Annotated in this window: 24 protein-coding genes; 7 read left to right on the top strand and 17 right to left on the bottom strand. The window is 69.6% G+C overall.

From position 1 onward, the window contains the following. Positions 1-5 precede the first annotated feature (5 nt). The 17 genes from ACPTTF_RS37680 to ACPTTF_RS37600 all read right to left on the bottom strand — a co-directional run bounded on the left by ACPTTF_RS37680 (position 6) and on the right by ACPTTF_RS37600 (position 17,361). Positions 6-1,208: a DegT/DnrJ/EryC1/StrS family aminotransferase gene (locus tag ACPTTF_RS37680; protein WP_423372543.1), complete on the bottom strand. Its 1,203-nt coding sequence runs from the start codon at positions 1,206-1,208 to the stop codon at positions 6-8. Between the two features lie 62 nt (positions 1,209-1,270). Then, complete coding sequence (locus ACPTTF_RS37675) at positions 1,271-2,560, bottom strand: alkaline phosphatase family protein (protein ID WP_423372542.1); 1,290 nt, start codon at positions 2,558-2,560, stop codon at positions 1,271-1,273. A gap of 11 nt (positions 2,561-2,571) precedes the next feature. Further along, the gene (locus ACPTTF_RS37670; RefSeq protein ID WP_423372541.1) at positions 2,572-3,033 is read right to left on the bottom strand and encodes a type II 3-dehydroquinate dehydratase; all 462 of its coding nucleotides are present in this window, start codon (positions 3,031-3,033) and stop codon (positions 2,572-2,574) included. Then, entirely contained in the window at positions 3,018-3,677 is a 660-nt protein-coding gene (locus ACPTTF_RS37665; protein WP_423372540.1) for an HAD-IA family hydrolase, read from the bottom strand. Before ACPTTF_RS37665 ends, ACPTTF_RS37670 begins: the two co-directional genes overlap by 16 nt. Next, positions 3,670-4,314, bottom strand: coding sequence for a sulfotransferase (locus ACPTTF_RS37660; RefSeq protein ID WP_423372539.1), 645 nt, complete (start codon positions 4,312-4,314; stop codon positions 3,670-3,672). The genes ACPTTF_RS37665 and ACPTTF_RS37660 overlap by 8 nt, the downstream gene beginning before the upstream one ends. A gap of 37 nt (positions 4,315-4,351) precedes the next feature. Beyond that, positions 4,352-4,606: an acyl carrier protein gene (locus ACPTTF_RS37655; RefSeq protein WP_166958944.1), complete on the bottom strand. Its 255-nt coding sequence runs from the start codon at positions 4,604-4,606 to the stop codon at positions 4,352-4,354. Between the two features lie 3 nt (positions 4,607-4,609). Then, on the bottom strand, positions 4,610-6,835 hold the full coding sequence (locus tag ACPTTF_RS37650) for an AMP-binding protein (protein WP_423372538.1): 2,226 nt from the start codon (positions 6,833-6,835) through the stop codon (positions 4,610-4,612). Next, entirely contained in the window at positions 6,822-7,943 is a 1,122-nt protein-coding gene (locus ACPTTF_RS37645; protein ID WP_166958948.1) for a radical SAM protein, read from the bottom strand. Before ACPTTF_RS37645 ends, ACPTTF_RS37650 begins: the two co-directional genes overlap by 14 nt. Further along, positions 7,940-9,739 carry a B12-binding domain-containing radical SAM protein gene (locus ACPTTF_RS37640; RefSeq protein WP_423372537.1) on the bottom strand — a complete coding sequence of 600 codons (1,800 nt, stop codon included), beginning with the start codon at positions 9,737-9,739 and terminating at the stop codon, positions 7,940-7,942. Before ACPTTF_RS37640 ends, ACPTTF_RS37645 begins: the two co-directional genes overlap by 4 nt. Before the next feature lies 1 nt (position 9,740). Beyond that, entirely contained in the window at positions 9,741-11,243 is a 1,503-nt protein-coding gene (locus ACPTTF_RS37635; protein ID WP_423372536.1) for an alkaline phosphatase family protein, read from the bottom strand. Positions 11,244-11,320: 77 nt separating this feature from the next. Next, a complete protein-coding gene (locus ACPTTF_RS37630) occupies positions 11,321-11,671 on the bottom strand; it encodes a TfoX/Sxy family protein (protein ID WP_166958954.1) in 351 nt (116 codons plus the stop codon). 23 nt (positions 11,672-11,694) lie between these two features. Further along, positions 11,695-12,084 (bottom strand): VOC family protein, encoded by a 390-nt coding sequence (locus ACPTTF_RS37625; RefSeq protein ID WP_166958956.1) that lies wholly within the window; start codon positions 12,082-12,084, stop codon positions 11,695-11,697. Next, on the bottom strand, positions 12,084-12,875 hold the full coding sequence (locus tag ACPTTF_RS37620) for a hypothetical protein (RefSeq protein WP_423372535.1): 792 nt from the start codon (positions 12,873-12,875) through the stop codon (positions 12,084-12,086). The genes ACPTTF_RS37625 and ACPTTF_RS37620 overlap by 1 nt, the downstream gene beginning before the upstream one ends. 10 nt (positions 12,876-12,885) lie before the next feature. Then, positions 12,886-13,899 (bottom strand): methyltransferase, encoded by a 1,014-nt coding sequence (locus tag ACPTTF_RS37615; protein WP_423372534.1) that lies wholly within the window; start codon positions 13,897-13,899, stop codon positions 12,886-12,888. Further along, on the bottom strand, positions 13,896-16,133 hold the full coding sequence (locus tag ACPTTF_RS37610; RefSeq protein ID WP_423372533.1) for a beta-ketoacyl synthase N-terminal-like domain-containing protein: 2,238 nt from the start codon (positions 16,131-16,133) through the stop codon (positions 13,896-13,898). The genes ACPTTF_RS37615 and ACPTTF_RS37610 overlap by 4 nt, the downstream gene beginning before the upstream one ends. Beyond that, a complete protein-coding gene (locus ACPTTF_RS37605; RefSeq protein WP_166958964.1) occupies positions 16,127-16,858 on the bottom strand; it encodes a class I SAM-dependent methyltransferase in 732 nt (243 codons plus the stop codon). The genes ACPTTF_RS37610 and ACPTTF_RS37605 overlap by 7 nt, the downstream gene beginning before the upstream one ends. Positions 16,859-17,097: 239 nt before the next feature. Continuing rightward, positions 17,098-17,361, bottom strand: coding sequence for an acyl carrier protein (locus ACPTTF_RS37600; RefSeq protein ID WP_166958966.1), 264 nt, complete (start codon positions 17,359-17,361; stop codon positions 17,098-17,100). A 402-nt stretch (positions 17,362-17,763) separates the two neighbouring features. Between ACPTTF_RS37600 and ACPTTF_RS37595 the strand changes: the two genes are divergently transcribed. The 7 genes from ACPTTF_RS37595 to ACPTTF_RS37565 all read left to right on the top strand — a co-directional run bounded on the left by ACPTTF_RS37595 (position 17,764) and on the right by ACPTTF_RS37565 (position 25,458). Then, a complete protein-coding gene (locus tag ACPTTF_RS37595; protein WP_166958968.1) occupies positions 17,764-18,723 on the top strand; it encodes a transglutaminase domain-containing protein in 960 nt (319 codons plus the stop codon). 48 nt (positions 18,724-18,771) lie between these two features. Further along, positions 18,772-19,515, top strand: a complete 744-nt coding sequence (locus ACPTTF_RS37590; protein ID WP_423372532.1) for an SDR family NAD(P)-dependent oxidoreductase — start codon at positions 18,772-18,774, stop codon at positions 19,513-19,515. Next, entirely contained in the window at positions 19,515-20,378 is an 864-nt protein-coding gene (locus ACPTTF_RS37585) for an ROK family protein (protein ID WP_423372531.1), read from the top strand. Before ACPTTF_RS37590 ends, ACPTTF_RS37585 begins: the two co-directional genes overlap by 1 nt. Further along, on the top strand, positions 20,375-21,208 hold the full coding sequence (locus ACPTTF_RS37580) for a 4'-phosphopantetheinyl transferase family protein (protein WP_423372530.1): 834 nt from the start codon (positions 20,375-20,377) through the stop codon (positions 21,206-21,208). Before ACPTTF_RS37585 ends, ACPTTF_RS37580 begins: the two co-directional genes overlap by 4 nt. Positions 21,209-21,210: 2 nt before the next feature. Next, positions 21,211-22,314 carry an HlyD family secretion protein gene (locus tag ACPTTF_RS37575; protein ID WP_243771730.1) on the top strand — a complete coding sequence of 368 codons (1,104 nt, stop codon included), beginning with the start codon at positions 21,211-21,213 and terminating at the stop codon, positions 22,312-22,314. An 11-nt stretch (positions 22,315-22,325) separates the two neighbouring features. After that, positions 22,326-23,918, top strand: coding sequence for a DHA2 family efflux MFS transporter permease subunit (locus ACPTTF_RS37570; RefSeq protein ID WP_423372529.1), 1,593 nt, complete (start codon positions 22,326-22,328; stop codon positions 23,916-23,918). A gap of 94 nt (positions 23,919-24,012) precedes the next feature. After that, complete coding sequence (locus ACPTTF_RS37565; RefSeq protein ID WP_423372528.1) at positions 24,013-25,458, top strand: efflux transporter outer membrane subunit; 1,446 nt, start codon at positions 24,013-24,015, stop codon at positions 25,456-25,458.

Genomic DNA, 25,458 nt, shown 5'->3' with positions numbered 1-25,458 from the left:
CGCGGTCACGACGCGTTGACGCCGTCGAGTACCTTGCGGAGCGCCTCGGCGATGGCCAGGGTGTCCTCCCGCGAACCCAGCAGCGCGCGATGGTGGATCCAGATGCCGTTCGCCGCGATGTGCTCGGTCGCCGGGCAGGCCTGGACCAGCGCGTCGTGCGTCGTCGTCGGCGCCGGCGGCATCCAGAAGCTCGGGATGCGATACAGCGCCTGATACGCGCGAAACGCCGGGATCCCCTCGGCGATGAGGCAGTCGACCACGCGGTTGCGATCGAACGAGCGGCCGTGCCGATCGCGCTCGAGGGTCAGGATGGTCATGTAGTGCGGATGGACGGTCGCATGCTCGCCGTGCTGCTGCTGGCGGATTTCCGGCATGCGGGCGAGCGCGTCGCGCAGGATCGCGGCATTCGCCTCGCGGGTCTGCGTCTGCGCATCGAGGCGCGCGAGCTGCGTGCGCAGCACGGCGGCCGAGAACTCGCTCATGCGCGCGTTGGTCCCGACCACGGTGTGCTGGTACGCGCGGTCGTTCTGCGGCCGGCCGCAATTGCTGTACAGGAAGATCCGCTCGCGAAGCGCGGCATCCGGACAGGTGATGATGCCGCCTTCGCCGGCCGTCATCAGCTTGAAGTTCTGGAAGCTGAAGCAGGCGGTCGTGCCCCATTCGCCGATCCGCAGGCCGCGGGGGCCTCGTGCGCCATGCGCGTGCGCGGCGTCCTGGATGACGGCCAGCCCGTGCTTGCCGGCGATCGCGAGTACTGCGTCCATGTCGCTGAAATGACCGGACATGTGGACCGGGATGATCGCGCGCGTGCGCGGCGTGATCGCGGCCTCGATCGCCTTCGGGTCGATGCAGTAGGTCGTCGGCAGCACGTCGACCGGCACCGGCACCGCCCCGATCTTCTGGCAGGCCATCGACGTCGAAATGAACGTGAAAGCCGGCACGATCACTTCGTCGCCCGGTTCGATGCCGAGCGCGAGCAGCGTGAGCTCGATCGCGACCGTGCCGTTCGTGACGGTCACGGCGTGTTCGCAGCCGTGATGCGCGGCGAATTCCTCTTCGAAGCGCAGGTTTTCCTGGCCCGTCGCGCGCCACCACTGGCCCTGGCGCAGGCTGCGCAGCAGCGCGGCTTCTTCCTGTTCGTCGTAGTGCGGCCAGGCCGGAAATGCGCCGGTCTTGACCGGGGTGCCGCCGTCGATTGCAAGTTTCATGAGGATGAGTTCCGGAAGATTGCGGGAGATTGGGGTGGCCGCGCTGCGCCGCCCCCGGTTCGTCATTGCAGCAAGGTGCCCATTTCGCACTGGGGCGCGGGCGCGCGACCGAGCAGATGCGCGATCGTCGGGGCGATCTGCTGCAGCTGCGCGTCGCCGCCCGGGTCGGCCAGCGCGTGCGCGCTGTCGACCAGCACGAAGCCCTGGTCCCGGTGCCAGCCCGACTGGGCGGTCCGGCGCACATGGCGCGCCCAGCGCGGATCGCCGAGCGGCGGGCGCTTCGGGTTCGCGGGCTTGACGATCAGCGTGGGTGCGAGATGCCGGTGGTCGCCGACGTAGAGCTCGTCGCGGTGATGCACGCTCGCGAGCACTGGGGTGCCGTCGTCGAAGCGCAGCGCCTGCAGGAACGCGCGAACCTCGTCGACTTCGCTGTCGCGGGCGCCGTGGCCACCCAGCAGGTCGCCGCGCAGCGCGATGCCGTGCGAACCCTGCACCGTTTCCATCGCGAGGCTGCGCGCGCAGTCGACCTGGCCGTCGCCCGCGAGCACCTGCAGGCCGCCGGCCTGCAGCGCCGCGTCGATGGAATGGAAACCGTCGAGATCGCCGAAGCCGATCTCGGAGAACACCAGCGTCGCGTCGGGCTCGAGCGACTGCAGGCGCCGGCAGGCCGCGTCGACGAAGTCGTACGCCTGCAGCACCACCGGCCGCTGCGCGGGATTGTCCTGGCGCATCTCGTACCACAGGAAATGCGATACGCGATCGATCAGCGTGAGGTTGACGATCATCACGTCGGTGTCCGCTGCCAGCTCGAACGCGGTGTCGAGCTGCGCGGACGCGACGCGCCACGCATCCTGCGCGAACGCGTCGAACGGCTGGCCCGTGTAGAACAGCGTCACGTCGTGCGCGTAGCGGATGCCGCGCCGGTGCAGGTCGGAGAGCAGGCTGCGCGGATAGCTGGCGTTCAGCGAATACGACATCGGGTACGTCACCAGCCGGCCGTTCAGCGGCTTGGGCGGATGGGTCAGCTGGACGTTCACGACGCTGAAGCGCAGGTCGCTCAGCTCGGGCCATTCCCACACGCGCGCGGCCTTCACGTCGCCCGTCTCGAGCACGCGCGGCAGTTCCCCGTCGCCACGGGTGCTCCAGTACGAGAAGCAGCCGTGGCGCCCCGGATTGACGCCGGAGAACGCGGTGGCCAGGTTGCTCGGCTCGTACGGAACCGGCCCGCAATCCAGGCGGCGGTAGTGCGACGCGCGCAGGCGTTCGGCGAACCACGGCAGATGACCGCGCTGCACCTGTTGCTCGAGGACGACCGGGTCCATGCCTTCGGCGATGATGATGAGTGCTTTCATGGGACAGGAGATCAGGGGTGCGCGGCCGGTTCGACGGCCGGCCGGCCGGCGCCGCGCATCAGCCCGGTGGCGGCCAGCAGGTAGCCTTCGCTGCCGAGGCCGGCGATCACGCCGGCCGCGAGTGGTGCGAGGATGGACGTATGGCGAAAGCTCTCGCGGCTCCAGATGTTCGACAGGTGGACTTCGATCCACGGCGCCGGAAAATCCTCGAGCGCGTCGCGCAACGCCCAGCCGTTCATCATCAGCGCGCCGGGGTTCAGGATCAGCGCGTCCACGTCGCGGCGCGCCTCGAGGCAGTCGATGATTTCGCCTTCGTGATTGCTCTGGAACGCGACGACCGACCACCCGCCGGCCTCGGCCAGCGCCTCGAGGCGCCGCGTGATGTCGTGCAGGGTGGCCGTACCGTAGATGTCCGGCTTGCGGCTGCCGAGCCGGCCGAGATTCGGGCCGTTGACCATCAGGAGAGTGCGCATGACTGGGGCATCCTCAGCAGTGACAGGAGATCGGCCGGCGCGGCGAGCTGCACGTCGACGGGCATCGCCAGCACGTGCGCCGGCGGATGGTCCCACAGGGCCAGCGCGGTCTTCATGCCGGCGCGCGCGCCGCATTCGAGGTCGGCGGCCGCGTCACCGACGAACAGCGTGTCGGCCGGCGTGAGCGCCAGTACGTCGGCGATGCGCAGCGCCATGTCGGGCGCCGGCTTCTGGTTCGGCACGTCGTCGCTGCCGAGCACCATCGAGAAATGGCCGTCGATCCGCAGGTGCTCGAGCAGCGCGACGGTACGCGCGTGATCCTTGCCGGTCGCGATCGCCATCGGCACGCGGTGCAGCGACAGCGTCTCCAGCATCGCGATGACGCCGTCGAACACGCGCACCCGATGCATGTTGCGGATGCTCTCGCGCTTGAATGCCGCATGCATTTCGAGCGGCAGCCCCATCTGGCGCATGATGTTCGGGAAGCTCTGGCCGAGATAGCGGCAGTATTCGCTGAACGGCGGCGGCGCGCCGTCTCCGACCACCTCGTCGTACGCGGCGAAATACGCGCTGCGCATCACGTCCTTGCTGTCGATCAGCGTGCCGTCCAGATCGAAGATGACCGCGGACAACGTGTCAAGCATGCGATGCCTCCCGCGGCGAAGCCGCATGGTTCAGCGTCGGGTCGACGGCCGCCAGCATCCGCGCCGTATCGAGCGGGCGCGGCGCGAGGAACGCCTGGATGCGGTCGATCTCCGGCGCGGGGGCGGCCAGCATCGATTCGTAGTGCAGCGTGTGCAGCCGCATGTTCGGCCGCGCGTCGATCCACGCGAGCGTTTCGTCGACATGGCGGCGGTATACATCCTTGAGCTTCTCCGCCGCCGCGTCGTCCCACGACGCGTCGGAGTGATGCAGCGCCATGTCGCGCTGCGAGCGCACGATTTCGTCGAGGTCCCGGTGCAGGAACAGGATCGAATAGCAGCGCGTGGCCGGCAGGTGCCGCACGAAGCGCGACACCGCCTTGACAGCCTTGCCGGCCGCGCTGTCGATCCAGTTCACGTAACCGTGCCGCTCCTTGATCGGCTCCCACTCGAAATAGCCGTGCGGATTGCGCGAGTTGCCTTCGCGGATGTGATCGGTCAACGGTTCGATGCCGCCGAACGCGAGCACGCGCATCAGCATCGACGTGCCGGAGCGCGGCAGGCCCGAGACGACGGTGACCGCATCGTCGCCCCAGGCATCGTTCGCGAGGACGTCCATGCAGGCGAGGGATTTCAGCATGCCGTTCTCCCCGGGCGGGCGCGGTGCGTGTGCCGCTTCATGCGGTGGCCGCCGGCAGCCGGTTGCGGATGTACTGCTCGAGCGTGTCGACCGAGCTGACCAGGTCGATCGACAGGTCTTCGTCGTCGATCTGGATGCCGAATTCGCCTTCGACGCGAATCAGCACTTCGAGCGCGTCGACCGAGTTCAGGCCGAGCGTCTCGATCAGGTTCTTGTCCCGCAGCGAGTCCAGCGTCACGTCGCGTTGCGTGACCGCGGAAAACACGTTGATCAGGCGTTCGGAAATTTGCATGGCTCAGGTCCTTGAGTAAAAGTTCACACGATGGGAAACCGTGGCGTCGTCCTTCATGACGTCCTGTTTCCGGAAGCCCAGGTTCAGCATCAGCAGGTCGATGCTCGATTCGGTGGGATGGCAGGTGCCGCCGTGCGTGATCCAGTCGACGCCGATCGCGGCGCCCGCGCCGTCGCCGAGGAACAGTTCGTCGACGACGACGACGCCCGTGGGCGACAAGCGCTCCGCCAGCCGCAGCAGGTTCGACGCGACGTCGGGGTGGTGCACGGCGTTGTCGAGGATCACGACGTCGAGGTCGCCGGCGCCGGCGCACGCGTCGTCGAGCGTGCAGCACCGCACGCCCGGCGCCGGTTCCGCATTGAGCCCGCCGACGAGCACGCATCGGCCGTCGCGCACCAGGCCTTGCGCCGCGAGGCGCGCCGAATAGGCGCCCGACGTCGCGCTGATGTCGAGCACGCGATACGGCCCGGGATGCAGTGCCGCGAGGCGCCGCATCGCGAACAGCGCGGCGCGCTGCTTGTGCGGCCCGTTCATCGCGCGCTGGTAACGCGCGATGAACGCCTGCGACGGCGCATGCGTTGCGAGCGGTCGCGCGCGCCGGCCCGCCTGCAGGATCGCGCGCAGATCCTCGGCGCGGTTCCAGCTGCCGGCGGCGTCGGCTTCGAGCCGCACCAGGTCGGTCACCGCGTCCGGCAGCGGCGCGGGCGCGCCGTCGGGCGCGTCGCTCAGCAATCCGCATTGCGCCGCGACCGACAGCAGCTCGCCGAGCGCGTCGGCGTGCAGACCGCTTTCGTACGCGAGCTGGTCGACGTTCGCAACGCCGTCGAGCCGTTCGAGCACGCCCGAGCCGCACAACGCGAACAGCAGCGCGGAGCGCTTGTACGCGCCGGCTGCCTCGATCAGCCGTTCCGGCGCCGCCCAGCGGTAGACCGGGCTGCGCGCGGCCTTGCCGTTGGCGGTGCGGCGGATGGCGTCGACGGCTTCGAACACGTCCGGAACCTTGTTCTCGCGCAGCCGCTCGCGGCAGAACCGGCGTACCGCGCCCGCGTCCCAGGCGAGCCCGGGGCGCGGCACGATCGACGCGAGAATGTGGTCGTTGCCGTCGCCGCGGCGCGACTTCACGCTGCGCACCTGGCAATCCTCGACGAGCGGGCACTCGCGCAGCACCGCTTCGATCTCGAACGGCGAGATCCATGCCTCGCCGCGGCGGATCGCGGCCGTTTCGCGGCCGACGATCTGATAGCCGTGCTCGCCTTCGTTCACCAGGTCGCCGGTCGGATGCAGGCGCCCGTCCTCGAGTTCGATCACCAGCGGGAAGGCCGACGCGTCGCCCGGCTTGGCGGCGATCCGCAGGCCGGGCATCGGTCGGCCGATGCACAGCGGCGGCAGCGGCGCGATGCCCGCGAACAGCGCGCCGGTCTCGGTGCTGCCGTAGTTACGCGACAGCCCGAGCCCGAACGCGGCCTGGAACTGCGCGTCGAGCGGCGCGTCGACCGGCCCCGCGCCCGCCATCGCCACGCGCAGCCGTGCCGGGCGCGCACCGCTGCCGGCGCGGCGCGCCAGCAGCGACGCGATGAACGGCGTGAGCGCGCAATGCGTGGCGCGCTGCCGCAGCGCGTCGACGGTGCGGCCGAGCTGGGTCGGCGCACAGATCTCGAGCGCGCAGCCCGCATCGGCGGCGGCCCAGAGCCAGCCCAGCACGTATGCGTGGTAGACGGGCGCGACGAGCAGCACGTGATGCTCGGGCGCGAGCCCGAGCAGGTCGATGTAGCGGCGCGCTTCCTGCCGCCAGCTCGCGACCGGACGGAACACGACGGACGGCCGGCCGGTCGAGCCCGACGTCAGCAGGTGCAAGCCGCTTTCCGGCGGGTTGTCGCCGGTGCGCGCCGGTGCGTCCGCGATGCGCTCGATCGTCAGCGACTGGTTGTCCGCCAGGCGCCAGAGGGTGTCGGCGCCGATTTCGCGCGCGTAGCCGCGCGCCTCGTCGGCCGTGCTGTCGGCCGGCAGGACGAGCGGCGAAATGCCGTGCGCCAGCAGGAAGAACAGCAGCGCGGCATGCGGCAGTGTGTTGTCGACGTAGACGACCGCCCGCGTGCCGATGCCGTGCTCGGCGGCCAGCGCGTCGCGCCACGCGGCGAGCGTCGCCGCGCCGGCATGGCGGGCCGCCACCTGCTCGAACGACGCGTCGCCCGGCGGCGCGGGCCGCGCGATGAATTCAGCGTTCGACATAGTGGGCCTTCTTGGCTTCGAGCAGGCGGCGCACGCCGGGCGGCGCATAGGACGGCGCGCGGCACAGCTCGTCGAGCGTGATCTGGTCCTCGAAATACAGGCTGAGCGTGTCCCACGGCGTGAAGCAGCCCTTGCACGCGTCGAGGCGCGGGCGCTCGCCCAGCAGCAGTTCGTAGAAGCCGGTGCGGTTGACCTGATCGAGCGCCGCTTCCCAGTTGTCCGTGGTCAGGTCGCCCATCTTGTGGAACCAGATGTTCGGGCAGGGCGTCACGACGCCGTCGTCGAACGTCGACACGACGAGCCGCGGCAGGTGGCAGCGCCACGAGCGCACGCCGTCGCGATAGAACGCGATCAGCCGGTCGAGATAGGGCTTCGGCGGCAGCACGTGCGCGAATTCCGCGAGCATCGACGGCAGCGCGTCGATGTGGTGGTACTGGTCCGGACGCACCTGGAATCGCTCGCTGTCCGGCCCGCGCACCGGGAACGGAAACAGCTGCGGCGGATTCTCGCGAAACTGCCCGCACCACTCGACCAGCGCGCGCAGGTAGGGCGCGCTTCGATCGTTCAGCACACCGTATATTTCGAGCGGTAGGCCGGCCTCGACGATCCGGCGGATCCGGTCGAGCACCATCGAATGAATCGATTCCGACTGCACGCGGTAGCTGTTGCCGTGGTAGTCGCTGCTGTCGAGCGACACCTGCACGGTGATGTTGCCGAGCTTGACGAGACGCTCGATCTTGTCGTCGGTCAGCGGCAGCGCGTTGGTCTGCACGATCAGCGTTTCATAGCGCGGCGCCATCTTCTCGATGAACGCCATGATTCCCTTGACGATGAAGATCTCGCCGCCGGTGAGCTTCAGCAACGGCGGGGCGAGCGCTTCGTCGACACGCTCGACGATCGTGTCGAGCCGCGTGCCGAGATCGTTGCCTTGCGCGTAGCGAGCGATCGTCGGCGTCTGGAAGATCAGTTTGCCTTCGTGCGACGCCTTCAGGTTGCTCTGCCCGGTCAGGCAGTATTCGCAGCTGAGGTTGCACGCGTTCTCGTTGATCACGAGGTCGTTGCCGAGCAGCTGTCTGGCGACGTCGGGTTCATGCGCGAGTGGATTCATGGTCGGACCGCCTCGTCGGGTTGGGAATGGAATGGTCGGGAGCCGGCCGACCGCCACCCGGCGGCGAGCTCGGCGTCGAGCGTGCGCAGCGCGTCGAGCGCCGCGCGATACCGGGCGTCGACGGCCGGCCGCTCGGCGAGCACGTCCGCTTCGGTCAGCGCGCCCTGCTCGGCGCGTAGCGTCAGCCGCGAAATCAGCGCGAGGTTGAATTCGGCGAGCGCGTCGCGCAGCACGCGCACGCCGGTTTCAGCCGCCGCAATCGCACGCGCGCCGGCCGGCGTCGCGGCCCGGCGCTTCAACCGCGACAGGCGCAGGCTGAAGGCCGGATCGTTTCGCTCGAATTCGAATACGGGCGGCAGCGCACCGTCCGTCGACGCGGCGTCCTTCCTGAACAGCAGCGGCATCGACGCGGCCAGCGCCGCGATGCGCGCATCCTGGAAGTCGTACGCGAACGGGTCGAGCGACAGCGCGTAGTCGTCGTGCAGTAGCCGCTCCTCGCGCAACGTGTCGAGCACGCTGGCGCCGGGGTAGAGCTCCAGCGGTGTCGTATAGCGGCGCAGATGCTGGCCGAGGAAGCGATGCAGGAACGCGTTGTTGGCGCGAATCTCGTCGAACGACGACCACGGGTGGTACGCGATGAAACCGAATTCGACGTGAATGCCGGCGCCGCGCAACAGCCCGATCGCGCGAATGTTGTCCTCGACCGTCGATTTCTTGTTCCAGCGGTCGAGGCCGCGCTGCGAGCCGGATTCGATGCCGATCAGCACTTTTTCGAGCCCCGAGCGATGGAGCAGCGCCAGCAGCGGCCGATCCGCCTCGTGCCAGCTCCGCGCCTGCGTGCAGCAGCTGTAGTGGATGTGCAGCCCGCGATCGAGCACGCCTTGCGCGATCGCGCCGATGCGGCGCTTGCCGAGCGTGCCGCCGCCCGGATCCTCGAACGTCGAATCGACGAACTCGAAGGTGTCGACCCGGTACTGGCGGTGCAGCCGCTCGATTTCGTCGAGGATCCGCCCGGTCGAGCGGGTGCGCCAGAGCTTCCCGCCGTTGATCTTGTTGCCCGCATGCGGCGCGTTGCAGAACGTGCAGCTGCCGCTGCAGCCGCGCGTCGTCGCCAGCCGCATGCTGGACAGGCGGCCGTCGTTCGCCTCGTACTGGTCCCGCATCGCTTCGGGCAGCATGTCGAGCTCGACGACCGTGTGGCCGACCGGATTGTCGACACAGTCGTCGGCTGCGCGCCGCCAGCTCAGCGCCGGCACGTTCGCGAAGTCGCTGTCCTGCCAGAGGGCCTCGACATAACGCACGAGCGGCACGTCGCCTTCGCCGCGCACCAGCGCGTCGAGGAACGACCAGTTCGGATTGCGCAGCAGCTGCGAGCCGAGCGAGGTCGCGAGCGGGCCGCCGGCCAGGAACGCGGGGGCGGGCCCGAGGCGCGCGCGTAGCGCATGGCCGAACGCCGTCGCATGCGAGATGCTGACGGTCGTGAGCGACAGGCCGACGAGGTCCGGCCGGAATGCCCGGATCCGCTCGATCGCGGCGGCATCGCCGGCGCCGCCCGCCGGCACCTCGACGATGCGGCAGTCGATGCTCAGGCGGCGCAGGATCGCGACGAGATAACTGACGCCGAGGTGCTCGGAGCTGACCACGAGATCGCCGTCCAGCAACACCGGGAAGCAGACCCGCATCGGCCGCGGATGTGTGAAGTCGACGGCCGAGCGCAGCGGATCGCCGTCCTCGTCGCCGGGCGCGGCGAACGGAATCAGCGGAATCACGGGCTTGATGTGAAGCGCAGCCGGCATGTCAGAAATAGCCGATCTGTTGCAGCTGGCTGTCCATGAACGCCGATTCGGCGTCGGTCATGCGCCGGCCGCCGGCGTGCTGCTGCGCCGCCTCGCGGGCGACATCGCCGCCGGGTTCGACCAGCCAGTGGCCGTCGAGACGATCGGGCACCGGCAGGCCGAGATGGGCGAGGAGGGTCGGGTAAATGTCCTCGATGCGGGCGAACAGCGCCGCGCCGCGCGGAAACGCCGGGCCGGCGACGAACACGATGCCGTCCGGCCGGTGCACGCCGCGCTGCGCGGGCTCGCTCCAGATCGTCCCGGTCAGGTTCGGTGTCGGCATCACGCTGAAGTCGCGCGGAATCAGCAGGTAGTCGGGCGCGTCCGCCAGCCGCGCGCCGCGATACACGTGCTCGCGCTTTTCCAGCCGGAACCAGGGCTGGCCGTGCGCGTCGACGACGGTTGCGAGTGCGTCGGCCAGCGCTCGCCCGGCGTCCGGCAGCGTGTCGGCATCGAGCGTGCCGTGCGCGTCGCGGCCCTTGAGGTTCGCGTTCAGGCCGAAGCAGCCGGGCGTCGGCATGTAGAAGCGGGTCTGCGCCCACGCGACGGTGCGACGGTAATGGAACGGCGAGTCGAACCACGCGCGCTGCGTCGCGTCGTCGTTCGCCAGTTGCCCGCCGGCGCCAATCGGTGCGAATTCGGTCGCCAGCAGGCCGTGCTGCTCCAGCAGCTCGTGCACGTTGAAATCGGCATCGCAGCGGCCGAAGCCGTGGTCCGACGCCACCACGAACAGCGTGTCGTCGTCCACCAGCTCGAGCAGCGTGCCCAGCGCGCGGTCGACGTCGGCGTAGATGCGCTCCACGTCGGGGCCGGGGTGTGCGTCCTCGCCCCAGTAGTAGTGGCTCACGCGGTCGATCTCGGTGAAGACCACGAACAGCGCGTCGACGGGGCGGTGCTGCTGCAGGTGCAGGCAGGTGCGCGCGCGATCGTCGATGAAGCGGCTCGCACGTTCGACGTAGTCGTCCTGGCCGCGGTACATCGTCACGATGTCCGAGTGATAGTGCAGGCCCGCGGCGGCCAGCTCGCTCATCAGCTCCGGCGGCTCCGTATAGCGCAGCGTCTTCGACAGCGGCCAGCTCACCATGTAGCCGTCGCGCAGCGGCGCGGGCGGATGCGTCATCGGCACGTTGTAGACGCCGACACGGTAGCCGTGGCGCTCCAGCGTGCGCCATACCGGTTCGCGGCCATAATCGGCGACGTTCATGCCGCGCGCCGAGTAATCGCCGGCCTGGGTCGACCAGAACTGGTAGACCCCGTGCTCGCCCGGCTCGACGCCGGTAAACATCGACGCCCAGCCGGGTGCGGTATGCGGCGGAAAGGTCGACTGCAGCACGCCCGATGCGGCACGCGCACGCAACGCCTTGAAATTCGGCAACCGATCCCGCGCGATCAGATCGTCCAGGACCGTTGCCGACGCGCCGTCGATGCCGAGTACCAGCAGTTTGAGCGCATTCGATGTCGTCATCGACTGTGGCGCGGCGCGTGCCGCGCTTCCATGGTGAAGGTTTAAGGTGTCCGGCGCCGCGCGCGGCGGCCGGAGCGTCATCGTTTTCGGGGCGGCTTGCCGGGCTGGCCGGCAAACCGGATCGAGTGCGCGAGCCACACGCTCAGGCGCGCGGTGTCGTCCAGCATCGCGTCGGGCACCAGCACGTACTGGCGGCTCGGCGGGCTGGTCGGCTCGTACTGCAGCGGCCGTGCGCCGCGCTCTTGCAGCAGCGCGGCGTGGTGCACGGGATCGAGCTTGATCGCGAGGCCGACGTTGGACAGCGACGCGAACGGCTTGCCGTTCGCATACGCCATCACGCCGCCGAACATCGCCCGGAAGCTGATCGCGTTCGGATCAGGGGCGGCCAGCATCACCGGCGCCTGCAGTTGCCTGGGATCGTGGTGCATGACGAGTGCCTCGCGTCGGGAGATCAGCGCAGCGGCGTCGCCAGCTCGACCAGCACACCGTTGTTGTCGAGCACGTAGCCGACCTTTTGCCCCCAGGGCTTCTCGATCGGCGTCTTGACCGGCGTGGCGCCGTTGGCGACCGCGTGCGCGTAGGCCGCCTCGATCTCGGGGCTGACCAGCACCACCTCGATGCCGGCAGGCATTTCGCCGGCCAGGTTCTTGCGGTACTGGACGGGCACGCTGGTTGCCGCGAGCTCGTCGCAGACGAACGCGAGCGTCGTGTCGCCGGTTTCCATTTCGGCGTACTGATTGCTGTCATGCACGAAGCGGCGCGTCAGGCCGAAAGCCTGCTCGTAGAACGCCACCGTTTGCAACACATCGTTCGTATAGACGATTACATAGCCAAGCTGCATCACTTCACCTCGGGTGTGGAACGGTTTTCAAAAGCGGCGGGTGCCGCGCCTTCCCCGTACAGGGCGGCGAAGCCGTCCCGGTACGGGGGGAACGTGTGTACGCCGCTCACGAGCGGCTGGCAGCCCCGGATCACGCCGCGCGCATGACCGAGCGGCTTGGTCAGGACGATCGCGAGGAACATGCGCGTCGCGCCCAGGCACTCGACGAGCCGGCCCGCGCGCGCGGCGCTGTCGGGCGCATCGCGCAGGATCGCCGTCACGGCTTGCGCAAAGGCGAGATCGGGCACGATCCACGCGTGCGACTCGCCGGCCGCGTCGCGGAACGCGAGCTTGACGAGATGCCGCTGGCGCGTCGTGCGCAGCAGCTCGATACGCTCCGGCGTGGCCTCGATCAGGGCGGCGCTGCGCGCGCCGGCGAACCCGGCCGCGACGCTCGCGTCGCAGTGCGACGACAGCCAGGCCTCCAGCCGGGACGCGTCCCAGTCGCCGACGGCCTGCGCCGCGGGCAGCCATGCGACGCGCTCGCGATCCTCCGGGCGCCGGTCCGCGCCGCGGGATGGCGCCAGCCGGCAATGCACGGGGCGACCGTACGCGTAGTGCGGCGCGTCGCCGGCCACGTCGGCCAGGTACACGGGTTCGGGCCTCAGCCACCGGCCGTCGGGCGTCAACCCGGCCGCGCAGCCGTAAGTCGCGTCGACCTGGGTGATCGCGAGCGGCAGCAGCGTCACGTCCTCGCATCCGGCGGGATCGGCGTCGTGCGTTGCGCCTGCCGTCGTCATCGGCTCGTGCATGGCGCGCACCTCATGGCGCCGACGCGCAGACCAGCGCGCCGGGAACGAGCGGGAACCGCCGGCTCGCGACCGCGGTGAAGCCGTGCCGCACGAGCCGTTCGCACATGTCGCGGTCGGTCAGCGCGAACTCGGCGCCGACGCAGGCCCAGTCGACGGTCATCAGGTCAGCGGCGCTGAAGCAGGCGGGATCGAGAAACTGGTCGTAGACGACGAGCCGCGCGCCGCTGCGCAGCCCGCCGCGCAGCGCGTCCAGCAGCGCGTCGATCTCGCGGTCGCTCAGCAGGTGCAGCACGTTCGACACGATGGCGGCGTCGGCTGCGGCAATTTCGGTGCCCAGTGCCTGCGGCCGGGTGATGTCGTCCGCGACGAAGCGAAAGCGTTCGCGATCGGCCATGCCGGCGACACGCGCGTCGAAATGGGCCGCGACCGGGGGGCGGTCCACGATGCAATAACGGGTGTGCGGCAGCAGCGCCGCCAGCTCGCCGGCGAGCGCGCCGTCCGCGCCGCCGATATCGAGGATGGCGCCATGGGCCGGCATCGCCGCGTAGCGGTAGACGTGCAGCGCGAGGGCACGCGCGGAGGCCGCCATCGCCTGCTGATAGCAGGTCAGGAACGCCGCGTCGTCGATCTGTTCGAGCGGGCGTTCGGTCACGCCGGTCTCGAGCGCGGCGCGCAGCGAGCCGTGGTCGGCATGCCACCGGCGCAATCGCGATTCCATCGCCACGACCGGCAGCACGGCACGCGTCGCGGACGGCAGCGAATACGCGGCGCCGCTGCGCTCGAGCACGCCGACCGTCGCCAGCAGCTCGAGAAACTGCGCGAGCGGCGCGGCGCGCCAGCCGCCCGCCGCCGCGAGCGCCTCGGCCGTGGCCGGCGCCTGTTGCAGCCGCGCTAGTGCGCCGGTCTCCGTCAGCGTCATCAGGATGTCGCTGATCTTGTAGGCCATCGCCCAGAACATGGCGGGATTGCCCGACGGCGCGCGCAAGGCCGCATGGGCGTCGATCCGATGCTCGACGGCGCTCATTGCGCGTTCTCCGTGGCGGCGACGATCGCGACGAGCACGGTGCCGTCCGCGCCGGGCGCGACGATCGCCGACGTCGCGCCACGCGCGATCGCGTCGTCGATCGCCAGCATCGACAGCGCGGCGCGCGGGTCCGGCAAGCCGTCGCCGAGCGCCAGGCAGGCCGGCGCGTGGCCGCAGACATCCAGCGCGCGCGTGAGCAGCGGCAGGTAGCGGCCGGCCTCGTGCGCCGCGAGATAGACGCGGTCCGGCGCGTATTGCGCGAGATGGCGGCCGAGCCGTTCGGCAAGCGCCGGGCGCGCGCCGTCGGCCGCGTCGCGACCGCTCAGCGTGCGCACGTCGAGCAGGCGCGCCAGCACCCGCGCGCCACGCGCCTCGGCCCGCTCGGCGGTTTCCAGCACCAGCGAACCGGCCGCGTCGGCCGGTTCCGCCCGCCCGGGCAGATGCGGCGCGAGCGCCGCTTCGAGCGGATCCCATGCGTCGTAGCCGGCGACCAGCGCCGCGTCGGCCCGCTCGGCCCGGATCGACAGCGCCGCGACTTCGAGCGCCTGAAGCCCCGAACGACGCGAGCCCGTCAGCGTATAGGTCGTGCCGGTCAGGCCGAAATGCCGGCACACGAGCGCGGCGCCGAGGTGGATGCCGTGGTCCAGCGACATGCTCGGCGTGATGGCCGCCGGATTCGTCCGCAAGCCGTCGCACATCACGCGGCTGGCTTCCGGGGAACCGCCGACGCAGCTCCCGAAGATCGCCGCGAAGCGATCGTCGGGGCAGGGCAGCGTGTCCGGCGCGATGCCGGCGCGGCGCAGTGCGTCTGCGCTCGACGCGGCGGCAAGCTGGGCCGCGCGGTTCATGTAGTGGTAGTTGGATTCGACCGGGTAGTGGCGATAGATGTCGAACTCGCCGAGCCGCGCGGCCGGGCGCGGGCCGTCCTCGCCCACCGGCCGCCAGCAAAACCCGTCGGCCGCGATCGCGCTGCTGCCCGTGATCACGAGCGGCGCGTCCGCACGCGGCGCGAACGCGTGGCGGCGCGGTTGCCCGTTCGCGGCCGACGACAGCGCGACGCTCGTATTCAAGCCGCCGCCGCCGCACGCGTTCGACAGGCCGAACGCGAACGCGTGGCGTACGCTCGCCGTGCCGACGGGACGCAAGGCCAGCGTGTCGTCGTGGCGATCGAGGCCGGCGTTGCCGTGCACGAAGCCGTCGCGCATCTGCACGAGCGTGGCGATGACTTCGGTGATCGCGGCGGCGCCCGCGAGATGCGTGGTGATCGATTTGGTCGAGTTGACGAGCACCGGCTCGCCGATACCGCGCAGTCGCGCGATCGCGCCGCATTCGATCGCGTCGATCATGCGGGTGCCGGGCGCGTGCGCGTTCACGTAGTCGAGCTGCTCGCGGCCGCGCGCGGCGTCGTCGAGCGCGAGCTGCATCGCGCGATACAGGCCGGAGCCGTCTTCGGCCAGCGTGATCGGTGCCGCGCCGCGGTCGCACACGCTGCCGAAGCCGTCGACCCAGCCGAGCGCGGGCGCTTGGCCGGCCAGCGCCGGCTCGGCCAGCACCAGCGCGGCGGCGCCTTCACCGAGGATCGCGCCGTCGCGATCGGGATGAAAAGGCGCGAGCCGGGTGCCGACGAAGCCGGCGCGCTCCGCACCCCAGATCATGCTGGGCTTGATGACTTCGACGCCGACCACGATCATCGCCTTGCACTTGCCGGCCCGCAGGAAATCCAGCGCGAGACCGATCGCGATGTTGCCGGACGCGCATGCGTTGCTGATCACGAAGCGCGGCCCGAGCACGTCGAAGCTCGCGCACAGGCGTTGCAGGAGCACGCCGTTCGGATAGGCGCCGAGCGCCGCGCGCGCCGCGTCGTCGATGGCCGACGACGTATCGAGCGTCGCATAGCACTGCTCGGCCGCATGGCTTTCGCCGCCCATCGTCGCGAGGATCACGCCGACATCGTCGAGCGCGGACAGGTCGAGCCCGCTCGCGTCGATCGCCTGCGCCATTGCCGCGTGCGCCATCCGGAACGCCTTCTCCGGCCCGTCGAAGGCCGCGTCGCTCACGAGGCCCGCGAGCGCCTTGCCGCGGGGAATCGGCATGCCGTCGAGCACGCCGACGCGCGCGCGTGTGTTCGACAGGGCGTCCGAGAAGCCCTCCAGCGTCGCGGCGACCGGGTTGACCACGCCGGCGCCCAGCACGGCGACGCCCGCCGCCTCGCTTGCGTTGCGCGCACTCAGCATGGCTTGACCGCCACGATCACGCAGTTCAGCAATTCAGCCGGCACCATCTTGACCACGGTGGCCGGCGGGAAGCCCGCCGCGTCGAGGCATTCGAGCCAGTAGTCGACCGGCACCGGCATCTCGCCGTCGGCGCGCAGGAACTTCGGCATCAGTTCGATCTGCAGCAGCATTCGCGCCAGTCCCGCGGTACGCAGGTAGTGCATCGCCTTGTCCGACAGTAGCGAGAACATGTCCGCGACCCACGCGGGATCGTCGGGACCCCCCATCATCCGGCAGTGTTGGTCGCCATAGATGAACTTGCCGCCCGGCCGCAGCACGCGCATCACTTCACGCGCGCAGATCCGCTTCTCGTCGTGGGTCAGGTGGTGCAGCGCATAGTTGGACACCACGGCGTCGACGGAGCCGTCCGGCAGGTCGATCGCATGCGCCGAGCCGACGATGCACGCGACGTCCTGTTGGCCGTCGAATTTCGTCCGCAGCATGTCGAGCATCGGCTCGGCCGGGTCGAGCGCGATCAGTTGCGCGTCGGGCCGGGCCGTCGCGGCCGCCTTCAGCAAGTTGCCCGTGCCCGCGCCGAGATCGAGGATGCGGCCGGCATCGACCGGGAGGTGGCGCACGATTTCCGCGAACAGATCGTGCATCTGCGGCACCTTGGCCATGATGGCGTCATAGGAGCCAGCCAGATCCTTCCAGTGCGTGTCGCGATGATCGAGGGTTGTCGACATGAGCATTCCAGTTTAGAGAGGAGACCAACGAGTCGAATTGCGCAACCGATTGCCGAAACCAGCCGAATCATCGATTGATGCCATTTTTGTAAATGACCGGCTGAATTAGATGTGCTGGAATCGGTTTCCGCTTCAAATGCGTGGATTAAATTTAAATGGACGAGCGGCATCGCAATTCCGAATGAATCGGAATTGAACAGGTAATCGTCGATTATTTAGCCGGGCGTGCGATCGCGCGCCTAGCCGATCGTGGAGGCGGCCTGCTTATCCGTGATATATCGCGCGAGCACCTCGAACGAATCCAGCAGGTTCGCGGACAGATCGTCCGGGTCTATTTCGATGCCGTATTTCGCCTCGACGCCGATGCTGATCTCCAGCATCGAGACGGAATCGATGGACAGGGCGGCAAGAAGCCCATCGGGCGGCAAGGTCTCCGCCCGGCGATGCAGTCGCAACGCGCGTATATACAGGTCACGAAGCTGCAAATCAAGGCTCTCGGCCATTACCCCTCCTCTGGCAAACACGCATCCGTCGTCCAGCCGGACGCGGACGGCTCTCTCAGTCATTTGTCAATATATTTGGCGGATCAGGCCAGGATGAATTCTTCGTCATCCTGGCGTTCGCCGGTTCATCATGAATTTCATTGATGTGTCTGTGAATTATATTCATGCACTGTTATTATTCGCAACAGGAATTTGTAATCCAGTCTCGGCGGAATAGTAAATACAAGACGAATCCGTGCTGACTTTTTAAATCAAAGAAACAATCAAATAAAACGCGGCGAAAGATGAAACAAAGCGATCGGGCACGCCCCGTTCGCGCGAACGGACGTCTCTTTCAAACGTCGTCTGCCTGACGGACCCACCTTTAGAACGATCGACTGCCGCCGTGCCGGCAAGACTGCTATGCGAAATACCAATGACCTTACTCAGGAATTGCTCGGCCTGATCACGGCGATTCCGGCAAGCGTGCGGCGCTTCGACACGGACGCCGACACCGCCGCGCGCCACTACGGCATGCCTCCCGCGATGCTCGACGACCTGACACAGCGTGGCCTGCCGTGCGTGGGCGCCGAGGGCGCGCGCCGCTACGACCCGTTCGATCTGTCGAACCTTGCGCTGCACCTCGGGCTGCCGTCGATCCAGCGGCTGGCAATGCGGACGTGGGCGCGGGCGCTGCAGCTGGCGGCCAGCCACCGGATCGACGCTGCCACCGTGAAGGTCCTTCCGATCGACGCGGACAGCGCGACGGCCGATCCGCTCGAGGTGCTGCACATGCCGATCGCGGAGCACGCCCGTTACGCGGCGGGCCCGGTGAAGGCGCTACTGGATGAATGGGCCGGCTATCGCTTCTTCATGTTGCCGGAAGCGTGCCGGTGGGACGTCGGCTTCATCGAGCAGCATCGCGTCTGCGAATGCGGTGGCGCGTCGAAGCGCATGCTGCAACAGGCGCACGAGCAGGGCCTCGACGCGCGGCAATGCTTCGGACTACTGCTGGCCACGCCGTTCTCGACCGGGCACTACTGGACCGAGTTCCGCATCGACGGCGAATGGGTTGCGTTCGACCCGCTGCTGCTCGGCATGCTGCACGCGGCGTGCCGCCTCGATCCCGCCGAGTGGCCCGCGCATCGGAGCAATGGCGCGGTGCTGCACCGGCTGTGCGTGATCGACCGCTACGACGCGCACGGCGCGCCGATACTCGATCGCTACGTCGACGAGCCGTATGTGAGCCAGCCGCTCGTGATCATGGACGGCCAGGCGCTGGCGGTCTCGCTGCCGACCGCATTCGGCAAGCCCCAGCGAGCCGGCGACGAAGCGCCGTCGCCGTTGCATGCGCCGGCGGGCGCCCCGTCCATCGGCGCCTGACGGGGCGCCCCCCGTCGCCGTACCGGCACGTCAATTTCGGATAGACCCATGTTCGATCTCCACGGAAAAATCTGCGTCGTCACCGGCGCCTCGGGTTACCTCGGCGCGCAGATCTGCAGCGCGCTCGCCGCGCAGGGCGCGACGGTCGTCGCCTGCCATTTCACGCACCCCGAAGGGCTCGACGCGACACGCGCGGATGCAGCGGTCGCGGCGCGAATTCATCCGGTCCGGCTCGACGTCACGCGCGCCGACGACGTTACGGCCACCATCGGCGAGATACTGAAATCGCATGGCCGGATCGACGTGCTCGTCTGCGCGGCCGGCGCCACGTTGCGCAAATCGGCGTTGCTGACCGGGCAAGACGACTGCGATCGCCTGCTCGACCTGAATTTCAAGGCGGTCGCCCAGCTGTGCCGCGGCGTGCTGCGCCCGATGTTTCGGCAGCGCAGCGGCCGCATCGTGCTGATCGGCTCGACGGCCGGCGAGCGCGGGCTGGCCGGGCAGGGCGTGTACGCGGCGTCGAAGGCGGCACTGCACGCCTATGCGCGCTCGCTCGCGCAGGAAGTCGGCGGCCACGGGGTCACGGTGAACGTCGTCGCGCCCGGCGCGTTGTCGAGCGCAGGCCAGTCGCACTACACCGAGCAGGACGAGGCGCGCGTGACGGAGCAGATCGGCCTGCGCCGGCTCGGCAACGCGCACGAAGTGGCGGCCGCCGTCGTGTTTCTTGCGTCCGACGAGGCGTCCTACGTCAGCGGCGCCGTGGTGCCGGTCGACGGCGCGGCGCGCTTCTGATGATGCGGCTCGGTATCGACATCGGCGGCAGCAAGATCGCGCTGGCCGCGCGCGACGGCTCGCACACGGTGTTCGAGCACCGCGTCGGGCTCGACATGCATCCCGCGCCGGACGAGGTGCTGGCGGCGCTTGCCGCGTATCTCGAGCGGCAATGCGCCGTCCATGGCCGGCCCGCCACGATCGCGATTGCCAGCGCCCCGAACCTGGACCGCGACGGCCGGGTCGAGCGCTGGCCGAATCGTCCCGCGTGGGAGGGCGCGCCGGTCGTCGCGACGCTCGCGCCGTTCGCGCGCGAGCGGATCGTGTGGTGCGACGACGGCACGGCGGCAACGCTCGCCGACGCGTGGGCGCTCGGCGCGCGCAACCTGGTTCATTTCTCGCTCGGCACCGGCGTCGGCGGCGGGATCTGCGTCGACGGCAACGTGCTGCGCGACCGCGAGCTTGGCCATCTGCTCGTGCATCCGCATGGCGCGCTGTGCAGTTGCGGTCGGCACGGATGCCTGCAGGCCTACGCATCCGGCCGCGCGTTCGAGCGCCTCGCCGAGCGGCACCCGGCCGATGTCGCCGCGGCGCGCTGGCTCGACGGCGCGGCCGACGCGCTCGCCGCATGCAGCGCCAATCTCGTCGAGCTGTTCCACAGCACCTGCATCACGCTGAGCGGCGGGCTCGTGCATCGCTTTCCCGCGCTGCCCGACGCCGTCGCGCGCGCGCTCGGCGCGACCTTCCTCAAGCGACCGCTCGCGATGCCCGAGATCCGGCTGTCGCCGCACGGCGGCGACGCGCCGTTGCAGGGCGCGCTGGCGCTGGCCGCCGCGCCGGAGCCCGAGCAACGGGCCGCCTGCCGGCACTGGCGCGCGGCATGAGCCCGGTTGCCCACGCGTCCCGCTGGCACACCGATACGCAGCACCTGCATGCATGCGGGCTGTGGCGCGACGTGCCGGCGCGCCGGTTGCGCGCGGATGCGCCGCAGGCGTCCGTCGAATGCCGCGTGTGGTCCGTCGCGCACGGCGACTGGGACGATCGCGGTTGCGCGGCGCTGCTCGATGCGCGCGAGCGTGAACGGATGCGGCGCCTGCCGCTCGAGCGGCAGGCTGCGTACGCGCGGCACCACGCTTCACTGCGCGTGCTGCTGGCGGAATGGCTGGGCGTCGCTTCGCGCTCGCTCGTCATCGCGCCGGACGCGCACGGCAAGCCGGCGCTGCCGGATCATCCGCGGCTGCATTTCAATCTGTCCCACAGCGGGCCGTTCGGGGGCGTGGCGCTCGGCGAATGCCCGGTGGGATTCGATCTCGAGGCGCCGGACGGCGCCGCCTACGACAGGCTCGCATGGCGGCTGTACGCGTTCGAGGCGGCCGCACTGGCGAAACGCGGCGGCACGCCGCGCGATCCGCGCGCATTCGCGCGACTCTGGACTGCCAAGGAATCCTACTTGAAGGCGACCGGCGAGGGCCTGAGGCGACGCCTCGACAGCTTCCGGCTGCGCGTCGGCGCCGACGCGCGCGCATTCGCGCTGCTGGACGACGGCGCGGCGCCGCCCGTGCGCGCCTGCCATTTCCTCGTGCTCGACGAGCCGCCGGCGCTCGCGTACGTGGGCACCTTGGCCGTGCTCTCCGCAGCCCCGCAAGACGATCGATTCACATATGGCGACGCCCGGTCGGGTGACCGCGCATCGCCACTCACCATCGGAGAATGAAGATGTCTGTCGTACAGGATCGCCCGAATCCAGCCGCGCCGACGCGGCGCAGCCATCGCGTCGTCTGGCTGGCCGGCGCGCTGGTGCTCGTCGCGCTCGGCGTTGCCGCGCGCATGGCGTGGCGCGGCGCGCATTACGTCGAGACCGACAATGCCTATGTGACGGGCCACGTGCACATCGTGTCGCCGCGCATCAACGGCGTCGTGTCGCGCGTGTTCGTGACCGACAACCAGTTCGTGCGCGAGGGCGACCCGATCGCCGAGCTGGACCCGACCGATCAGCGCACCCGGATCGAGCAGATCGAGGCGCAGATCCACAGCGCGACGCAACAGGTGCTGCGCGACGATGCACAGGTCGTCCAGATGCGCGCGCAGGTCGGCGGCGCCGGCGCGCAGCTCAAGCAGGCCGAGGCGCAATTGCGGCGCGCCAACCAGGACGCCGAGCGCTATCGCCAGCTGTACGGCGAACAGATGAAGGCCGTCGCCAGGTCCGAGCTGGACGCGGCCGTGGCCACCCAGGCCAGTGCCGCCGCGGATGTCGACGCGCGCCGCAAGGCCGTCGAGGCCGCCGCAGCGCAGGTCGATTCGGTCGCCGCCACCCGGGACGTCGACGAGGCGCAGATCCGCGTGCTGCAGACCCAGCTCAAGGACGCGCGGCAATTCCTCGAGTACCACACGGTGCGGGCGCCGGCGGCCGGGCGGATCGGCAAGCGGATCGTCGAGGTCGGCATCGCGATGCAGGCGGGCCAGCACATGGCGGCGGTGGTGGAGGACAAGGTCTGGGTGACCGCGAACTTCAAGGAAACGCAACTGACGCGCCTGAATCCCGGGCAGCAGGTCGCGGTCATCGTCGACGCGCTGAAGGACCGTCCGCTGGTCGGCACGCTGGACAGCTTCTCGCCGGCCTCCGGCGCGCAGTTCTCGATGCTTCCGCCGGACAACGCGACCGGCAACTTCACGCGCATCGTGCAGCGGATACCCGTGAAGATCGCGCTGGCGCCGGCCGACGTGGCGGCGCTGAAGGGGCGTCTCGTGCCGGGCATGTCCGCGCGGGTCGAGGTGCGCGTCGATCAGTCCGGGCCGGTACGGCTCGCCGACGCACGCTGACACGGACGGCCATGAACACGGTTTCCACAGGCGTGCGCGGCACGCAAGCATCGCCGGAGCATGTCGACGCGCGAACCTGGATCGCGGTCCTGGCGAGCATGATGGGCGCGTTCATCGCGATTCTCGACATCCAGATCACCAACGCGTCGCTCAAGGACATCCTCGGCGCGTTGTCCGCGACCCCGGAAGAGGGCTCGTGGATCTCGACGTCGTATCTCGTGGCCGAGATCATCGTGATCCCGCTCACCGGCCTGCTCGGCCGCGTGTTCGGCGTGCGCAACTACCTGATCGGCACGGCTGTCGCGTTCCTGGTGACGTCCAGCCTGTGTGGCCTCGCCTGGAACCTGGAGAGCATGATCGTGCTGCGCACGCTTCAGGGGTTCACGGGCGGCGGCATGATTCCGATGGCCATGACGCTCCTGATGACGCGGCTGCCGCCGACGCGCCGCGCCGCCGGCATGGGCATGTTCGGGCTGACCGGCACGCTCGCGCCGGTGCTCGGCATCACGTTCGGCGCGTACCTGAGCGAAAGCTACGGGTGGCAGTCGATCTTCTACGTCAACTGGCTTCCCGGCCTGCTGCTCGTCGCCGGCATCGTCTACGGGCTCGAACCGGGCGAGACGCGGCCCGGGCTGCTCCGGCACGCCGACTGGACCGGCATCGGCTGCATGGCCGTCGGCCTCGGCGCGCTGACGGTGTTCCTCGAGGAAGGCAACCTCAAGGACTGGTTCGACTCGCCGCTGATCATCAGTTGCGCGGCGCTGGCCTTCGCCGGGGTGCTGGCGTGGATCGTGAACGACCACTTCCGTCGCGAACCGTTCGTCGATCTCGGCCTCTACGGCCGGCGCAATTTCCTGGTCGCCGCGATCCTGTCGGCCGTGTCCGGCGTCGCGCTGTATGGCTCGTCGTTCCTGATCCCGATGTTTCTCAGCCGGATCGCCGGCTACACGCCGATGCAGATCGGCGAGGTGATCATGTGGGCCGGTCTGCCGCAACTGCTCGTGATGCCGATCGTTACCGCGCTCGCGAGCCGCGTCGACAACCGCCTCTTGTGCGCGTTCGGCTTCCTGCTGTTCGGCGTGTCCTGCCTGATGAACACGACCATGGACGCCACCACGGGATACGACCAGCTGATGATGTCGCAGATCGTTCGCGCGCTGGGCCAGCCCTTCATCATGCTGATCATCGCGAACTTCGCGATGAAGAGCGTGGCGCCGGCGGAAACCGCGTCGGCGTCGGCGCTCTTCAGCATGACGCGCAATCTCGGCGCGTCCGTCGGCATCGCGGTGCTGTCGACGCTGCTGACCTGGCGGGAACACTTCCACTCGTCGCGGCTGGTCGAGTGGATCTCGCCCGCGCAGCCCGAAACGCTGCTCCGCATCGGGCAGCTCACGCGCACGTTGCTGGCGCGCGGCGACGATCCGTGGCCGCTGGCCGACGAGCGCGTGACGCGCCTGATCGATGCGGGGGTGCGCCGCGATGCCTACGTGATGGCGTTCAACGACTGCTTCCTGATCATGGGCCTGCTGCTGTTCGCCTGCATCGGCATCGTCTGGTTCGCCGACGCACACAAGACGCCGTCCCGATCCAGCACGTCCCGCTAGGGCCTGTTCCGCCAACAACAGGCCCCGGCAGGCACGGCAGCGGCCCGCCGCTGCGCGCGCTTCCGGTGCCTCCAACGCTTGCCAAGTCATTTTCATGTCGAGACAACTCACTTCCCTGGCGTGGCCCGCCATGCTCGTCCTGCTGTCCGGTTGCATGACGGTCGGCCCCGACTTCGTCGCACCCGCCGACACCACCCCGGCGCGTTACCGGCATGCGACGTCCGAGGCGACGTCCGTGCCGCTGCCCGACGAGTGGTGGACCGTGTTCGGCGACCCCGCGCTGAACGCGCTCGAGGCACGCGCGTTTCGCAACAGCCCGAACCTGAAAGCCGGCGCCGAACGGCTGCTGCGGGCCCAGGCGCTGCTGGGCGTCGCCCGCGCCCAGCAGTTGCCGGCGATCAACGCGAATGCGTCCGCGCAGCGCATGCGCAGTTCCCTCAACACGCAGCAGGCGATCGTATTCGGCCGCCAGCTGATCCTCGGCAACAACGTCGCCGCGGGCCTGTCGATGACCTACGAGATCGATCTGTGGGGCCGGGTCAGGCGCGTCGTCGAAACGGCCGATGCGCAGTTCCTCGCCGCGCAGTCCGACTACGCCGGCGTCGCGCTGCTGCTGTCCACCCAGGTCGGCCGCGTCTACTGGCAGTGGCGCGGCGTAGGAACCGAGCAACGCATCCTCGAAAGTGCGCTCGCGACGCGCAGGGAAACGCGCGAGCTGGTGACGGCGCGCTTTCGCACCGGCTTCGCCAACGAGCTCGACCTGTCGCGCGCGCGCGTGGAGGAGGCGAATGCCGAGGCGGAACTGCACGAGGTGGTTCGCCAGCGTGATGCACTCGAGCATGCGCTGGCGGTGCTCGTCGGCGAAGCGCCGTCGCGGCCCCTCGACGCGAGCGCGAATGCGCCGCTGCCGGCGCCGCCGCGCATCCCGGTCGGCCTGCCGGCGCAACTCCTCGGACATCGGCCGGACCTGAGCGCGAGCGTCGCGAACCTGCGCGCCGCGAATGCCCAGGTCGGCGTGGCGGAGGCCGCGTTCTATCCAGGCGTGCAACTGACCGGCGATTTCGGCTACGCGTCGCGCAACCTGCGGGAACTGACGAACGGCGATTCCACCCAGTTCAACCTCGGGCCGCTCGCGCTGACGCTGCCGCTGTTCGACGGCGGGCGCAATCGCGCGAACCTCGCGGCGGCGAAGGCGCGCTACGAGGAAGCGCTCGCCGATCACCAGAACAAGCTGCTCGAGGCGCTGCGCGAAACGGAGGATGCGCTGTCCGACGTCGAGCAGCACGCGTTGCAGGCCGACGCGCGCAAAGCCGCGCAGGAGTCGGCCTCGCGCGCCTACCAGGTGGCGCTGACCCGCTACGAGCGCGGCATCGCCACCTACCTCGACGTCGTCGACGCGCAGCGCAGCCAGCTCGCCGCGGACCGCGCCGCCGCGCAGACTCAGACCCGGCGCCTGCTCGCGGCCGTGGACGTGATCCGGGCGACCGGGGGCGGTTGGTCGGCTGCGCCCGCCGACAGCGCCACCGCTGGCGCTCGCTGA

Source organism: Burkholderia crassaminum (genome assembly GCF_964265005.1).
Classification (GTDB): domain Bacteria; phylum Pseudomonadota; class Gammaproteobacteria; order Burkholderiales; family Burkholderiaceae; genus Burkholderia.
Note: the sequence above shows the minus strand (reverse complement) of the source record. Positions and strands in the feature narration are given on the sequence as shown.